The sequence below is a fragment of the Kluyvera sichuanensis genome (genome assembly GCF_014218705.1).
Taxonomy (GTDB): Bacteria; Pseudomonadota; Gammaproteobacteria; order Enterobacterales; family Enterobacteriaceae; genus Kluyvera; species Kluyvera sichuanensis.
The window spans coordinates 1-15,501 of the sequence record NZ_JABBJF010000045.1 but is presented as its reverse complement, the minus strand read 5'-3'; the positions used below and the strand labels follow the sequence as shown (position 1 = coordinate 15,501).

Annotated in this window: 14 protein-coding genes; 8 read left to right on the top strand and 6 right to left on the bottom strand. The window is 55.1% G+C overall.

Annotated features, from left to right (window positions below; translation table 11 throughout):
• Nucleotides 1-22: 22 nt before the first annotated feature.
• On the bottom strand, nucleotides 23-598 hold the full coding sequence (gene rpoE, locus HII27_RS25445) for an RNA polymerase sigma factor RpoE (RefSeq protein ID WP_035893821.1): 576 nt from the start codon (nucleotides 596-598) through the stop codon (nucleotides 23-25).
• A gap of 416 nt (nucleotides 599-1,014) precedes the next feature.
• On the opposite strand from rpoE, the gene nadB reads away from it, so the two are divergent.
• Nucleotides 1,015-2,634, top strand: coding sequence for an L-aspartate oxidase (gene nadB / locus HII27_RS25440; RefSeq protein ID WP_185670097.1), 1,620 nt, complete (start codon nucleotides 1,015-1,017; stop codon nucleotides 2,632-2,634).
• Here nadB and trmN read toward each other — a convergent pair.
• Nucleotides 2,619-3,356 (bottom strand): tRNA(1)(Val) (adenine(37)-N(6))-methyltransferase TrmN, encoded by a 738-nt coding sequence (gene trmN, locus HII27_RS25435; RefSeq protein WP_185670096.1) that lies wholly within the window; start codon nucleotides 3,354-3,356, stop codon nucleotides 2,619-2,621. The two genes, nadB and trmN, sit on opposite strands and share 16 nt — an antisense overlap.
• Nucleotides 3,357-3,488: 132 nt before the next feature.
• On the opposite strand from trmN, the gene srmB reads away from it, so the two are divergent.
• Complete coding sequence (gene srmB / locus HII27_RS25430) at nucleotides 3,489-4,823, top strand: ATP-dependent RNA helicase SrmB (protein WP_185670079.1); 1,335 nt, start codon at nucleotides 3,489-3,491, stop codon at nucleotides 4,821-4,823.
• Here srmB and HII27_RS25425 read toward each other — a convergent pair.
• Entirely contained in the window at nucleotides 4,810-5,064 is a 255-nt protein-coding gene (locus HII27_RS25425) for a hypothetical protein (RefSeq protein ID WP_185670078.1), read from the bottom strand. The two genes, srmB and HII27_RS25425, sit on opposite strands and share 14 nt — an antisense overlap.
• Nucleotides 5,065-5,212: 148 nt before the next feature.
• A complete protein-coding gene (gene grcA / locus HII27_RS25420) occupies nucleotides 5,213-5,596 on the bottom strand; it encodes an autonomous glycyl radical cofactor GrcA (RefSeq protein WP_185670077.1) in 384 nt (127 codons plus the stop codon).
• A 319-nt stretch (nucleotides 5,597-5,915) separates the two neighbouring features.
• Between grcA and ung the strand changes: the two genes are divergently transcribed.
• Nucleotides 5,916-6,596, top strand: a complete 681-nt coding sequence (ung, locus tag HII27_RS25415; protein WP_185670076.1) for a uracil-DNA glycosylase — start codon at nucleotides 5,916-5,918, stop codon at nucleotides 6,594-6,596.
• Between the two features lie 146 nt (nucleotides 6,597-6,742).
• Here the strand turns inward: ung and HII27_RS25410 are convergent, their stop codons facing one another.
• Nucleotides 6,743-7,843, bottom strand: a complete 1,101-nt coding sequence (locus HII27_RS25410) for a tRNA/rRNA methyltransferase (RefSeq protein ID WP_185670075.1) — start codon at nucleotides 7,841-7,843, stop codon at nucleotides 6,743-6,745.
• A gap of 204 nt (nucleotides 7,844-8,047) precedes the next feature.
• Here HII27_RS25410 and trxC point away from each other — a divergent pair, with 204 nt between their 5' ends.
• The 5 genes from trxC to HII27_RS25385 all read left to right on the top strand — a co-directional run bounded on the left by trxC (nucleotide 8,048) and on the right by HII27_RS25385 (nucleotide 13,762).
• A complete protein-coding gene (trxC, locus tag HII27_RS25405; RefSeq protein ID WP_123650357.1) occupies nucleotides 8,048-8,473 on the top strand; it encodes a thioredoxin TrxC in 426 nt (141 codons plus the stop codon).
• Between the two features lie 69 nt (nucleotides 8,474-8,542).
• The gene (locus HII27_RS25400) at nucleotides 8,543-9,241 is read left to right on the top strand and encodes a tRNA-uridine aminocarboxypropyltransferase (protein WP_185670074.1); all 699 of its coding nucleotides are present in this window, start codon (nucleotides 8,543-8,545) and stop codon (nucleotides 9,239-9,241) included.
• A 35-nt stretch (nucleotides 9,242-9,276) separates the two neighbouring features.
• On the top strand, nucleotides 9,277-11,928 hold the full coding sequence (locus HII27_RS25395; protein ID WP_185670073.1) for a bifunctional acetate--CoA ligase family protein/GNAT family N-acetyltransferase: 2,652 nt from the start codon (nucleotides 9,277-9,279) through the stop codon (nucleotides 11,926-11,928).
• A 108-nt stretch (nucleotides 11,929-12,036) separates the two neighbouring features.
• Nucleotides 12,037-13,392, top strand: a complete 1,356-nt coding sequence (gene pssA / locus HII27_RS25390) for a CDP-diacylglycerol--serine O-phosphatidyltransferase (protein ID WP_185670095.1) — start codon at nucleotides 12,037-12,039, stop codon at nucleotides 13,390-13,392.
• Nucleotides 13,393-13,435: 43 nt separating this feature from the next.
• The gene (locus HII27_RS25385; RefSeq protein WP_185670072.1) at nucleotides 13,436-13,762 is read left to right on the top strand and encodes a YfiM family lipoprotein; all 327 of its coding nucleotides are present in this window, start codon (nucleotides 13,436-13,438) and stop codon (nucleotides 13,760-13,762) included.
• Between the two features lie 4 nt (nucleotides 13,763-13,766).
• Here the strand turns inward: HII27_RS25385 and HII27_RS25380 are convergent, their stop codons facing one another.
• Nucleotides 13,767-15,065 carry an MFS family transporter gene (locus HII27_RS25380; RefSeq protein WP_185670071.1) on the bottom strand — a complete coding sequence of 433 codons (1,299 nt, stop codon included), beginning with the start codon at nucleotides 15,063-15,065 and terminating at the stop codon, nucleotides 13,767-13,769.
• Nucleotides 15,066-15,501 lie beyond the last annotated feature (436 nt).

Genomic DNA, 15,501 nt, shown 5'->3' with positions numbered 1-15,501 from the left:
CTTTTCCAGTATCCCGCTTCCATCAACGCCTGATAAGCGGTTGAACTTTATTATCGATAGCTTCTCGCGCACGGAAGATACGTGAACGTACCGTACCAACCGGACAATCCATGATGGCCGCTATCTCTTCATAGCTTAGGCCATCGAGCTCCCGCAAGGTAATTGCCATGCGTAAATCTTCCGGAAGCGCATCAATGGTACGAAAAACTATCTGTCTCAGTTCTTCTGACAACATTAAGTTCTCAGGGTTCGAAATTTCTTTCAAAGCGCCACCGCTTTCAAAGTTTTCGGCATCGTTCGCGTCAACATCACTGGACGGCGGGCGACGCCCCTGAGCAACCAGATAATTTTTAGCCGTGTTGACCGCAATGCGGTACAGCCACGTATAGAAAGCACTATCTCCCCGGAAAGAATCCAGCGCGCGATAGGCCTTAATAAAAGACTCTTGCACCACATCCGGCACGTCGCCAGAGGGCACATAGCGGGAAACCAGGCTCGCAACCTTATGCTGATAGCGCACTACCAGTAGGTTAAAAGCTTTCTGATCTCCTTTCTGGACCCGTTCAACCAGGACCTGGTCCGTTAACTGCTCGCTCATCCGAGGTAATGTCTCCCCAAACCTTATTCCCATGCGTAATCAGAATGCCACTCCACCACTGCATTATGAGCAAGCAGAGACTTAGAGTGTTCGAATTTCGTAAAGTTCCGTTACGCTTTGTTTTTTGTTTAGCTCAGACCGTTCATTGTCTATCATTATAAGTCTGCTGATGCCTACCAATACGTAAGTTGCGAAATAAAAACGCAAATCCCGAGCAGAGTAACGTAACCCGGCTTTTATTTCATCATAAATACGTCTTAAAACTCATAGCGTTCCTCTTATTTTTCATTCTCCCACCCCCTCCTTTTCCCCATCAAATGTTTAGTCATTACAACCATAGCGCAAAAAAACCCTGCCCATGTCGCTTTTATAGTGCTACTCTCCGCTTACCGTGTTTAGTAAATTAAACAAAGATGATGAACTCACTTCCAGAACTTTCTTGTGATGTACTGATTATCGGTAGCGGCGCAGCGGGTCTGTCGTTGGCGCTCCGTCTGGCAGAGCACAGTTCGGTTATCGTGCTGAGCAAAGGGCCGATTAGCGAAGGTTCTACCTTCTATGCCCAGGGTGGTATTGCCGCCGTCTTCGATGAGACCGACAGCATTGAATCGCATATCGATGATACGTTGATTGCCGGTGCCGGCATTTGCGATCGCCAGGCCGTGTCGTTTGTTGCCAGCAATGCCAAACACTGCGTGCAGTGGCTTATCGATCAGGGCGTGCTGTTTGACACCCAGGTACAGGCAAACGGGGAAGAAAGTTATCATCTGACACGCGAAGGCGGGCACAGCCATCGCCGTATTCTGCATGCTGCCGATGCTACCGGGCGCGAAGTCGAAAACACCCTGGTCAGCAAAGCCATTAACCACCCCAACATCCGCATTCTGGAACGCAGCAACGCCGTTGACTTAATCATCTCAGATAAAGTTGGCCTGCCTGGCACCCGCCGTGTGGTTGGCGCCTGGATTTGGGATCGTAATAAAGAGAAGGTTGAAACCTGCGCGGCGAAATCGGTTGTGCTGGCGACCGGTGGCGCTTCGAAGGTGTATCAGTACACCACCAATCCGGATATCTCCTCTGGAGACGGTATCGCCATGGCATGGCGCGCGGGCTGCCGCGTAGCGAACCTCGAGTTCAATCAGTTCCACCCTACCGCGCTGTACCATCCGCAGGCGCGTAACTTCCTGCTGACCGAAGCGTTACGCGGTGAAGGCGCACACCTGAAGCGCCCGGACGGTAGCCGATTTATGCTGGACTTTGACGAACGTGCCGAGCTGGCACCGCGTGATATCGTCGCACGCGCCATCGACCATGAGATGAAGCGCCTCGGCGTTGACTGCATGTATCTCGACATCAGCCATAAACCGGAAGATTTTGTACGCCAGCACTTCCCGATGATTTATGACAAGTTACTGGGCCTGGGGATCGACCTGACCCAAGAGCCAGTGCCGATTGTGCCAGCGGCGCACTATACCTGCGGCGGCGTGATGGTTGACGACTACGGTCGCACCGACGTTGATGGGCTCTATGCCATCGGCGAAGTGAGCTATACCGGGCTGCACGGTGCCAACCGCATGGCATCCAACTCGCTGCTGGAGTGCCTGGTATACGGCTGGTCAGCGGCGGAAGATATTCATAAGCGCATGCCGTATGCGCGTCAGGCCGAAAAACTGCCCGCGTGGGATGAGAGCCGCGTGGAAAACTCCGACGAACTGGTGGTGATTCAGCATAACTGGCACGAACTGCGCCTCTTTATGTGGGACTACGTCGGCATTGTGCGCACCACCAAACGGCTGGAGCGCGCGCTGCGCCGTATCACCATGCTGCAGCAGGAATTGGACGAGTACTATTCCCGCTTCCGCGTGTCGAACAACCTGCTGGAGCTGCGTAACCTGGTGCAGGTAGCCGAGCTTATCGTGCGCTGCGCGATGATGCGCAAAGAGAGCCGTGGCCTACACTACACGCTGGACTACCCGGAGCTGTTAGCCGAATCAGGCCCGTCGGTGCTCTCTCCGCTGGTTCACATAAATAGATAGAACGCCTGGGTCAGCGCAGTGTAGCCTTCCGAGTACTGCTGCTCTGGCCCGCGGATCACCAGCCTGTCGCTAAAGTACTCGCCGCCCTTCGGTGAAAACGCGAGTAATACTCGATGCGGCAGGCGCATCTCCGTTTCCGCCACATCGGTGCGCAGGCGCAAATGCCAGCCCATCGATAACGCCTGTTGGGTAAACGTCTGGCCGATATTTTCCGGCAGCACCACGCAGAAGAAACCATCTTCGGTAATCGCGTTCGCCGCGCAGGCCAACAGCGCTTCATGGTCGAGTGAGGTGGTGTAACGCGCCTGCTCACGCTGCGGCGTTGCGCACTCCACCCCCTGCTCATAGTAAGGCGGGTTGCTGACAATCAGGTTATAGCGCGTGGTCAGCCCGGCAACCCACTGCTGAATATCTGCCGTATGTACCTGAATACGTTCCGCCCATGGGGATTCAGCCACGTTTTCACGCGCCTGCTCCGCGGCGTCTTCATCCAGCTCAACGGCGTCGATCGCCACGCTATCATCGGTACGCTGCGCCAGCATCAGCGCGAGTAAACCGCTGCCAGCGCCAATATCGAGGATCCGGGTAACTCTCGCTATGGGTGACCAGGCACCCAGCAAAATACCGTCCGTACAGACCTTCATGGCACAACGATCGTGAGCGACAAAAAACTGCTTAAAGGTAAATCCGTTGCGGCGCAGCGCGGATTTAGAATCAGAGATCATGGTCAACCTTGCCAGGGGAACTGCATAAGCTTTTATTGATATGCACAATACCCGAGAACAGATAGCCATACAAACAGATGAAGATTAGAGCCGTAACGTCTATAATCAGCGCCTCACACAGAGGTAATCATGACTGTAACGACTTTTTCCGAACTTGAACTTGACGAAAGCCTTCTGGAAGCCCTCCAGGATAAAGGCTTTACACGCCCGACTGCCATTCAGGCTGCCGCCATTCCGCCTGCGCTCGATGGACGTGATGTTCTCGGTTCTGCGCCAACCGGCACCGGTAAAACAGCGGCGTATTTGCTGCCTGCGTTGCAGCACCTGCTCGACTTTCCGCGCAAAAAATCTGGCCCGCCGCGCATCCTGATCCTCACGCCTACGCGTGAACTGGCGATGCAGGTCGCCGATCATGCTCGCGAGCTGGCAAAAAACACGCACCTGGATATCGCGACCATCACCGGTGGCGTTGCGTATATGAACCACGCCGAAGTGTTCAGCGAAAACCAGGATATCGTGGTGGCGACGACCGGTCGTCTGCTGCAGTACATTAAAGAAGAAAACTTCGACTGCCGCGCTGTTGAAACACTGATCCTCGACGAAGCAGACCGTATGCTGGACATGGGCTTCGCCCAGGATATCGAGCATATCGCCGGTGAAACCCGCTGGCGTAAACAGACGCTGCTGTTCTCCGCAACCCTCGAAGGTGAAGCGATTAAAGACTTTGCCGAGCGTCTGCTGGAAGATCCGGTAGAAGTGTCTGCAACACCGTCGACCCGCGAGCGTAAGAAAATTCATCAGTGGTACTATCGTGCCGATAACTTCGAGCACAAGGTTGAGCTGCTGAAACACCTGCTGAAGCAGGAAGATGCCACCCGTACCATCGTGTTTGTGCGTAAGCGCGAGCGTGTGCACGAGCTGGCGGAAATCCTGCGTCAGGCTGGGATCAACAACTGCTATCTCGAAGGCGAGATGCCGCAGATTAAGCGTACCGAAGGCATTAAGCGTCTGACCGACGGCCGCGTCAACGTGCTGGTTGCAACCGACGTTGCTGCACGCGGGATCGATATTCCCGACGTCAGCCACGTCATCAACTTCGATATGCCGCGCGGCGCAGATACCTACCTGCACCGTATCGGCCGTACCGGCCGTGCCGGTCGTAAAGGGACGGCGATTTCTCTGGTGGAAACGCACGATCACCTGCTGCTGCTGAAAATCGGCCGCTATGTCGAAGAGCCGCTGAAATCTCGCGTCATTGACGAACTGCGTCCGACGACGCGCGCACCTAGCGAAAAAATGACCGGCAAACCGTCGAAGAAAGTGCTCGCTAAACGCGCCGAGAAGAAGAAAGAGAAAGACAAAGAAAAACCGCGTGTGAAGGTCCGTCACCGCGATGCCAAGAACGTTGGCAAACGCCGTAAACCAAGCGGCAGCGCTGCGCCAGAGCAGACTAACGAAGAGTAAAGCAAACGCCGGGATAACCTCCCGGCGTTTTCATATTGGAAGGTAACGGAAGCTGACCATAAAGAAAAAAGAGTTTGTGACTCAGGATCTCCTCAGCAAAACCTACCGGCAGTCGCAGGGCTGATTTATGGCTCTGCGCCCACTCGTGCCGACGGTACATTGCCGGGTGCTGCAGCGCCAGCGCTTCATCTATCACTAGCGCTCTTGCTTCCGTGTTTATGACCTTCTTTGGCGTGGTCATCGCACTGATCCTCTCCTTTACGCTCACTACCGTTCTGGTAGGACGCGAAGAAGCAAAATAAAAAAAATCCCCCCGCAGGCACCCTGCGGGGGGATTCATCTACTGATGTCGGGCTAGCCCGACACGCCACTTTCCCACCCCTGAGAAATTACAGGCTCTCAGTAAAAGTACGCGCAATAACGTCGCGCTGCTGTTCTGGGGTCAGCGAGTTAAAGCGCACGGCATAACCAGACACACGAATGGTCAGCTGTGGGTATTTTTCTGGATGCTCAACCGCGTCCATCAGGGTTTCACGACGCAGCACGTTCACGTTCAGGTGCTGGCCGCCTTCAACGCGGACTTCTGGTTTCGCTTCAACCGGGATTTCACGGTATTCGATGTCGCCCAGCGCGCTGACGGCAACAACGTCATCTTCTGCGTAACCGCCTTTTGCACACAGGCAGCGTGCTTCGCCTTTCTCGCTGTCGAGCAGCCAGAATGAGTTCAGCAGGTCGTTGTTTGCAGCTTTAGTGATTTGGATACCTGTAATCATTTGATGCCTCCCTAAGGCTCTTTATATTCGTTTTTAACCGGCCTGACCGCGGCCAATTGGTAAAACCATTGTTGCTTGAGTGTATATATACCCCTCAAACACCCCTGATTCTTTGATTTAAATCAACAAAAACCACACCATAAAAAAGGTCATACGGGAAAATACTTGTTTTGCATCAAGTTACGTCCTGCGGCACGCGCAAAAATCTTTGTAAATATTCAACTTTTTTTAGCCCACCAGCAGCAAGCGCTGCCTTCCGATTTTGTGATGTCGAAAGAAGCAGTTAAGCTATACCGATAGCAATTCGCAGGAGAGTGAGATGACCACCCCTTTAACCTGGCACGACGTGCTGGCCGCTGAAAAAGCGCAGCCTTATTTTGTGAACACCCTTGCCACCGTCGCCAGCGAGCGTCAGTCCGGCCAGACTATCTATCCGCCGCAAAAAGATGTTTTTAACGCCTTTCGCTTTACCGAGCTAAACGATGTGAAGGTGGTGATCCTCGGACAGGACCCGTATCACGGCCCTAATCAGGCGCACGGTCTGGCCTTCTCCGTGCAACCAGGAATCGCGACACCGCCTTCCCTATTGAATATGTATAAAGAGCTTGAAGGAACCATCCCCGGTTTTACCCGCCCGAATCACGGCTATCTTGAGAGCTGGGCACGCCAGGGCGTGCTGCTGCTCAACACCGTGCTGACCGTTCGCGCAGGACAGGCGCACTCGCACGCCAGCCTCGGCTGGGAAACCTTTACCGATAAAGTGATCGCGCTGATTAATGAACATCGCGAAGGCGTGGTGTTCTTATTATGGGGATCGCACGCGCAGAAAAAAGGCGCCATTATCGACACTCAGCGCCACTGCGTGCTGAAAGCACCGCACCCCTCGCCGCTCTCCGCGCATCGCGGGTTCTTTGGCAGCAACCATTTTGTGAAGGCGAATGAGTGGTTGCAGCAGCGCGGTGAAGCGCCGATTGACTGGATGCCGGTGCTGCCGGAATAGTTCGGAGGTTTTCCCGGCGTCGCGTTGCTCGGCCGGGCTACCGTTCACATGTAGCCCGGCCGAACGCAGTGACGCCGGGGAACTGTGTAGATATAAAAAAACCGGTCGAGTCGCCTCTTCCGGTTTTTTTTCAACATCGCGTTTGCTTACGCTTTATGCTGGCGCCACCATTCGGCTAACAGCACGCCCGTCGCCACGGAGACGTTCAGGCCTTCAACGGCACGCGTCCCGTCGATAGAAACGCTCATGTCAGCGATAGAGGCAGCCGCTTCGGAAACGCCATCGCGATCCTGGCCCAGCGCCAGAACCATCTTCTTAGGCAGCTCGGATTGGAACAGTGGCATGCCACGGCCGTTGCCGCTGGCCGTTACGATGGTGTAGCCCGCATCGCGGAACTGCTCCAGCGCGTCGATGAAGCCGTCGCCGGTAATTGGCTCAACGTGTTCAGCACCACCTTCTGCGGTACGGATAGCGGCACCGGATTCCAGCAACGCGGCGTCCTGCAGTACCACACCTTTCACACCGAAGTGCGCACAGCTGCGGATCATCGCGCCGAGGTTGTGCGGGTTACCTGCATCTTCCAGCGCCAGTACGCAATCTTCTTCACCGCTTTTCGCAACCCACTGCTGTACGGACGTCCCGTTACGCTTTTTGATCAGGAAGCACACGCCGCCGTGGTGCTCAGTGCCGGACGCTTTCGCCAGCTCTTCTTCATCAACCACGTGATAGGCTTTACGGTTCGCCGCCATCCAGCGCAGCGCTTCTTTAAAGCGTGGGGTGACGCTCTGTACGAACCATGCGCGAACGATAGCGTCCGGGCGGCTCTGGAACAGCGCCTGACAGGCGTTTTCACCGTAAACACGGGTCTCTTCTGCGCGCTGGCGACGCAGGACTTCTGGATCGATAAAGCTTTTACCGCTGATCCCGCCGTGATCGGCTTTCGCCGGTGCGTTGTCACCAGGAGCACGGGAAACCGTACGCCATGGGGAGCCTTCACCACGATCGCGATCGCGTTCTACATCGCGGTCACGGCCACGTTCACGGCCGCGTTCGCTGTTAGGACCCTTTCTCTCATCACGGGCAGGGCGACGACCGCCTTCGGCACGGGAAGCACCAGCACGGGATGTGCCAGGACGGCCTCCGCCTTTACCAGTACGAGGATTTTGGGTGCGTTTGTCCGAGTCATCGTCACTGCGGACGTACATCACTTTGACCTTGCCGTTTTTGTTTTTCAGTTCGTCGCTCATGTTTTTCTCCACCTGCGCTGCGCGAAGCGCGCAGATTACCTGATGTGTTAGCGCTTAGCCATTACTTCATAAAAAAGACCACGACTATTATATCCATCGGATAAAACGCCTTGTTGATTAATACAGTCTTGTTGATAATGTGTAACATTATAGAAACATCCGGCAACATTGCCGTTCTGCAACACGATGACCCAGAGGTGAGTTATGAATACCGTTTGTGCCCACTGCCAGGCGCTTAATCGCATTCCAGAAGCGCGTATTAACGAAGCGGCAAAATGTGGACGCTGTGGTGAAGACCTGTTCGATGGCGAAGTAATTAACGCTACGGACAGCACGCTGGATAAACTGCTGAAGGACGATCTTCCCGTTGTTGTTGATTTCTGGGCGCCATGGTGCGGCCCATGCCGTAACTTTGCGCCAATCTTCGAAGATGTCGCCGAAGAGCAAAGCGGCAAAATTCGCTTTGTGAAAGTGAACACCGAAGCGGAACGCGAGCTCAGCGCCCGTTTCCGCATCCGTAGCATCCCGACCATTATGATTTTCAAAAATGGTGAAGTTGTCGATATGCTCAACGGCGCGGTACCGAAAGCGCCGTTTGAAAGCTGGCTGAACGAAGCGCTGCAGGCATAATCCCACCGGGGCACATCTTGTGCCCCGTATTCGCCTCTGCGACAATAGCGTTTTTGCCGTACGATTCCCATGATTGATAACGCCGTTCTTCGGTTGCGCGCCGAGCGACTTGCCCGCGCGACTCGCCCTTTTCTTGCCCGTGGTAATCGGGTTCGCCGCTGCCAGCGTTGTCTGCTGGTGCAACGCTATTGTCTGTGCGACACCATCGCCCCACATCCGGCAAAGAGCCGTTTTTGCCTGGTGATGTTCGATACCGAACCGATGAAACCCAGCAATACCGGTCGCTTGATTGCCGACATTTTGCCGCAAACCGAGGCTTTTCAATGGTCGCGTACCGAGCCGCCGCAGGCGCTGCTCGAGCTGGTTAAAAACCCGGACTACCAGCCGATGGTGGTTTTCCCGTCGTCCTACGCAGACCCAGACCGTCAGGTGCTCACTACGCCACCCGCCGGAAAACCGCCGCTGTTTATTATGTTAGACGGAACCTGGCCAGAAGCGCGGAAAATGTTCCGTAAAAGCCCGTGGCTGGACAATCTGCCGCTTATCTCCGTCGACCTGTCGCGCGTATCGGCCTACAGCCTGCGCGAAGCCCATGTCGAAGGTCAGTACTGCACCGCCGAAGTCGCCATTGCGCTGCTGGATTTAGCCAACGACACTGGAGCTGCTTCTGCGCTCAGCGGACACTTTACCCGCTTTCGTGAGCACTACCTTGCAGGAAAAGCTCATCATCAGGGGAACATCACAACAGCCGAAGCGGAAAACGGTTAAACTCATCAGATTACTGTCGCGTAAGGAAGACGGCTATGAGTCAACGTGGGCTGGAAGCACTTCTGAGGCCAAAATCCATTGCGGTGATTGGCGCCTCAATGAAACCACAGCGGGCCGGTTTTTTGATGATGCAGAATCTACTGGCCGGCGGCTTTGCTGGCCCCGTTCTGCCCGTTACCCCGGCCTGGAAAGCGGTGCTTGGCGTTCTTGCCTGGCCGACGATTGACAGCCTCCCCTTTTCACCGGATCTCGCGGTGCTATGTACTCACGCTCGTCGCAACCTTGAGTTGCTGGAAGCGCTGGGGGAGAAGGGCTGCAAAACCTGCATTATTCTCTCTTCTACTCCCGATCAGTTCAGTGCGCTAAAAGCCTGCGCCGCCCGCTATCAGATGCGTCTGCTGGGGCCAAACAGCCTCGGGCTACTGGCGCCCTGGCAGGGCCTGAACGCCAGCTTTTCCCCGGTACCCATTCGCAAAGGCAAGCTGGCCTTTATTTCTCAATCGGCCGCCGTTTCCAATACCATCCTCGACTGGGCGCAGCAGCGGGAAATGGGGTTTTCTTACTTTATCGCGCTGGGCGACAGTCTGGATATTGATGTCGACGACCTGCTCGACTATCTGGCGCGAGACAGCAAAACCAGCGCTATTCTGCTCTATCTGGAGCAGCTCAGCGATGCACGGCGCTTCGTATCCGCCGCCCGTAGTGCTTCACGTAATAAGCCGATTCTGGTGATTAAAAGCGGGCGCAGCCCGGCCGCTCAGCGTCTGCTGCACGTGAACTCCGGGATGGACCCGGCCTGGGATGCGGCCATTCAGCGTGCAGGTCTGCTGCGCGTGCAGGATACCCACGAGCTTTTCTCCGCCGTTGAAACCCTCAGCCATATGCGCCCGCTACGCGGCGAGCGTCTGATGATTATCAGCAACGGTGCGGCTCCGGCCGCGCTGGCGCTGGACGAGCACTGGGCGCGCAACGGGAAGCTTGCCACCCTCAGTGACGATACGCGCCAACAATTACAGCAACTCTTGCCGGACACCGTTGAGGCCAATAACCCGCTGGATCTGCGCGATGATGCCAGCATCGAACACTATTTAGCGGCGGTGAATATACTGCTCAATAGCCCGGACCTGGATGCCCTGATGGTGATCCACTCTCCTAGCGCTACGGCGCCGGGCAGCGAAAGTGCCACCGCGCTGATTGACCTTATCAAGAAGCACCCTCGCGGGAACTACATTAGCGTGTTGACCAACTGGTGCGGGGAATATTCCTCACGGGAAGCACGCCGTATGTTCAGCGATGCGGGCATTCCAACCTACCGTACCCCGGAAGGGACGATTACCGCCTTTATGCATATGGTGGAATACCGACGTAACCAGAAGCAGCTGCGGGAAACACCGGCGCTGCCACATAGCCTGACGGCCAATACCAGCCAGGCGCACGAGCTATTACAGCAGGCAATAGACAGCGGCATCAGCGCGCTGGACACCCACGAAGTGCGTCCGATTCTGGAAGCCTACGGGCTGAATACGCTGCCAACCTGGATTGCCTCAGACAGCGCCGAGGCGGTGCATATCGCCGAGCAAATTGGTTATCCGGTGGCGTTGAAACTGCGTTCGCCAGACATTCCGCACAAATCGGAAGTTCAGGGCGTCATGCTCTACCTACGTACCGCCACCGAGGTGCAGCAGGCCGCTGATGCGATCCTGGACCGCGTAAAAATGGCCTGGCCGCAGGCGCGCATTCACGGCCTGCTGGTGCAGAGTATGGCTAACCGTGCTGGCGCACAGGAGTTGCGCGTGGTGGTCGAGCACGACCCGGTTTTTGGCCCGCTGATTATGCTGGGCGAAGGTGGCGTAGAGTGGCGCGCGGAAGATCAGGCCGCCGTAGCGCTACCACCGCTGAATATGACGCTAGCGCGCTATCTGGTTATTCAGGCCATTAAAAGTAAGAAAATCCGCGGCCGCAGCGCGCTCCGCCCGTTAGACATTCCGGGCTTAAGTCAGCTCCTGGTGCAGGTTTCGAACCTGATTGTTGACTGCCCGGAGATCCAGCGTCTCGATATTCACCCGCTGTTGGTCTCCGGTAACGAATTTACCGCGCTGGATGTGACGCTGGATATCGCCCCATTTAGTGGTTCGAGCGAAAGTCGGCTCGCCATTCGTCCGTATCCTCAGCATCTGGAAGAGTGGGTCACCATGAAAAACGGTGAACGCTGCTTGTTTCGTCCTATCCTGCCGGAAGATGAGCCGCTATTGCAGCAGTTTATCGCCCGGGTCACAAAAGAGGATCTCTACTACCGCTACTTTAGCGAGATTAACGAATTTACCCATGACGATTTAGCCAACATGACGCAGATCGACTACGATCGAGAAATGGCCTTTGTGGCGGTTCACGGCTCTGGCGACGATACCGAGATCCTCGGCGTGACCCGCGCGATTTCCGATCCGGATAATATCGACGCGGAATTTGCCGTACTGGTTCGTTCCGATCTAAAAGGCCTTGGGCTCGGCGGGAGGTTGCTGAATAAGCTTATCGGCTACACTCGCGCTCATGGTTTACTGCGCCTGAACGGCATTACCATGCCCAATAATCGCGGGATGATAGCGCTCGCGAGAAAGCTCGGTTTTGACGTTGATATTCAGCTGGAAGATGGCATCGTCGGTCTATCCCTAAGGCTGAGTGATGACTAAGTTGCTGGAAATGCTGCCCTTACCCGACAGAGATGGTATCATTGACCGCTTACGTCGTCTGCCAGGTACAGAGGACCCTTCACTAAACCAGAGAAGAAACGCACTGTGATGTTGTCAAAATTTAAGCGTAATAAACATCAACAACACCTTGCCCAACTACCCAAGCTTTCACAGTCTGTTGATGATATTGAGTTTTTCTATGCTCCAGCAGATTTCCGTGAAGCTCTGCTCGCAAAAATCGCCAGCGCCACGCGCCGAATTTGCATCGTCGCGTTGTACCTCGAACAGGACGACGCCGGAAAGACGATTCTGCAAGCCTTGTACGAAGCCAAGCGTCAACGCCCGGAGCTTGAAGTCCGCGTGCTGGTTGACTGGCATCGCGCACAGCGTGGGCGTATTGGTGCTGCCGCGTCTAATACCAATGCGGACTGGTACTGCCGTACTGCGAAAGAGAACCCGGGCGTAGAGGTTCCCGTTTACGGCGTGCCTATCAACACCCGTGAAGCGCTCGGCGTGCTGCACTTTAAGGGCTTCATTATTGATGACTGCGTGCTGTACAGCGGCGCGAGCATCAACGATGTCTATCTGCATCAGCACGATAAATATCGCTATGACCGCTATCAGTGCATCCGTAACCCGCAGATGGCCGACATCATGTTTAATTGGGTGTCGGAGAATCTGGTTGAAGGTCGCGGCGTTAACCGCCTCGATAATACCGAGCGTCCGAAAAGCCCGGAAATCAAAAACGATATTCGTCTTTATCGTCAGGAGCTGCGCGATACCAGTTACCATTTTGAGGGTAACGCTAGCGATGACGAGCTCACCGTCACGCCGCTGGTTGGTCTGGGCAAAACCAGCGTACTGAACAAAACGATTTTCCACCTGATGCCGTGCACTGAGGAAAAGCTCACCATCTGCACGCCATACTTCAACCTGCCTGCACTGCTGGTGCGGAATATTATCCGCCTGCTGCGGGATGGGAAAAAGGTCGAGATCATCGTCGGCGATAAGACGGCAAACGACTTTTACATTCCAGAAAACGAGCCGTTTAAGATTATCGGTGCGCTGCCTTATCTGTATGAGATTAACCTGCGCCGCTTCCTGAGCCGCCTGCAGTATTACATCAATACCGATCAGCTGACCGTGCGCCTGTGGAAAGACGAGGATAATACCTATCACCTGAAAGGGATGTGGGTGGATAACGAGTGGATCCTGCTGACCGGCAACAACCTTAACCCGCGCGCCTGGCGACTGGATCTGGAAAACGCCGTGCTGATCCACGATCCGAAAAAGCAGCTGGCGTCTATGCGCCAGAAAGAGCTGGATCTGATCCGCAAACACACGACGGTGGTAAATGACTTCCGCGATCTGCAAAGCATCGCTGAATACCCCGTTAAGGTGCGTAAGCTGATTCGCCGTCTGCGACGTATTCGTATCGACCGACTGATCAGCCGTATCCTTTAAATTGTAGCCCCGTTTCGACGGGGCTTTTTTTCAAGGAGCCATAATGACCCGCATCCTCGTCCTTTGTAGCGTGCTCGTATTAAGCGGCTGTAGCCATATGGCAAACGATAGCTGGAGCGGGCAGGATAAAGCCCAGCACTTTATTGCCTCCGCCATGCTTTCTGCCGCCGGTAACGAATATGCGCAGCACCAGGGCATCAGCCGCGACCGCAGCGCCGCCATTGGCTTTATGTTTTCCGTCAGTCTGGGGGCATCAAAGGAGCTGTGGGATAGCCGCCCGGCGGGAAGCGGCTGGAGTTGGAAAGATTTTGCGTGGGATGTCGCCGGCGCCACAACCGGCTATGCAGTGTGGCAGCTGGCGCAGCATTAGCGTGCTAAAGGCGTAACCCCTTCCCTTTGCGGTGCAGCTTCAGCGATACCAGGAACGCCAGCGCCGCCATCACCGTGACATACCAGAAGAAGGCCGTCTCAATCCCGGACGACTTCAGCGACAGCGCAACGTACTCAGCTGAACCACCAAACAGCGCATTCGCGACCGCATAAGAGAGCCCGACTCCCAGAGCGCGAACCTGTGCCGGGAACATTTCAGCTTTCAGAATGCCGCTGATAGAGGTATAGAAGCTGGTAATCAACAGTGCGCACATCACCAAACCAAACGCGGCGTAAGGGGAAGTGACATTTTGCAAAGCCGAGAGAATGGGCACGGTAAACAGCGTCGCCAGCGCACCAAAGCAGAGCATTGAGGTACGGCGACCGACTCTGTCCGACAGCAGGCCAAAGAACGGCTGCACCAGCATGTAAACAAACAGCGCTGCCGTCATAATCACGCTAGCGAGGTTTGCGCTCATGCCTGCGGTATTCACCAGATACTTCTGCATATAGGTGGTGAAGGTATAGAAGCTTAGCGACCCTGCCGCGGTAAAGCCTAACACCATCACAAAGGCTCGACGATTACGCCATAATCCTTTGAAGGAGCCCGCCTCTTTTAACGTACGCGTCTCTTTCTGCGATGTTTCATCCAGTTGACGGCGCAACCACAGCGCAACAATCGCCAGCACTGCGCCCATAGCGAACGGAATACGCCATCCCCAGGCGTGGAGGCTTTCGCTGTCCATCACGTTTTGCAGAATAACAACAACCAGTACCGCCAGCAGTTGGCCACCGATTAAGGTGACGTACTGGAATGACGCATAGAAGCCTTTGCGCCCTTCAACCGCGACTTCGCTCATATAGGTTGCACTTGTGCCGTATTCCCCACCGACGGAGAGTCCCTGGAACAAGCGCGCCAGCAGCAGCAACGCCGGAGCCCAGGTGCCAATCACGCTGTAGCCCGGCAGGCAGGCGATCACCAGCGAGCCAAAGCACATCATACAGACGGAGATAAGCATTGAAACTTTGCGTCCGCGACGGTCGGCGATGCGGCCAAACAGCCATCCGCCGATAGGGCGCATCAGAAAACCGGCGGCAAAGACGCCTGCGGTTTGCAGGAGTTGGGTGGTGGTATTTCCGGATGGAAAGAAGATGTGGGCAAAATACAGAGAACAGAACGAGTAGACATAAAAATCAAACCATTCAACGAGATTCCCCGATGATGCCCCGACAATTGCCATGATACGACGGCGAGTATCGCTGCCGGTAAGCGTCCCTTCTGGGGTCACACTGGTTACAGCCATTTGTTAACTCCTGCCAAAAGCGATCTCCTGCCTTAACCGGGCGTAACACGTCACGCAGGCAGATATTTTAGTAAATGAAATGTTATATAATTGTTATATTTAAATTAGTGACCAACGTCACGTTTTTCATTAGCAAGATCACGATTTAGGAGTAACTTCAGTGGTGAGGGTCGTTTGAAGGGCGAAACGAGAGGAGTGGATATGCATCCGGTAGTGTGCCTGGCCCCGGAGTCGGCGTAGAACGCCTCGTCCGGGCTACGATTTGTGCGTTATCCGTACACATTATCACCGTCTGTAGCCCGGGCGAACGCAGTGACCCCGGGATTTTCACCGCACTTTCATTTCCCGCAGACGCAAAAAAGCCCATCCGTCAGGATGGGCTTCTTCACTAATTGATGCCTGGCAGTTCCCTACTCTCGCATGGGGAGACCCCACA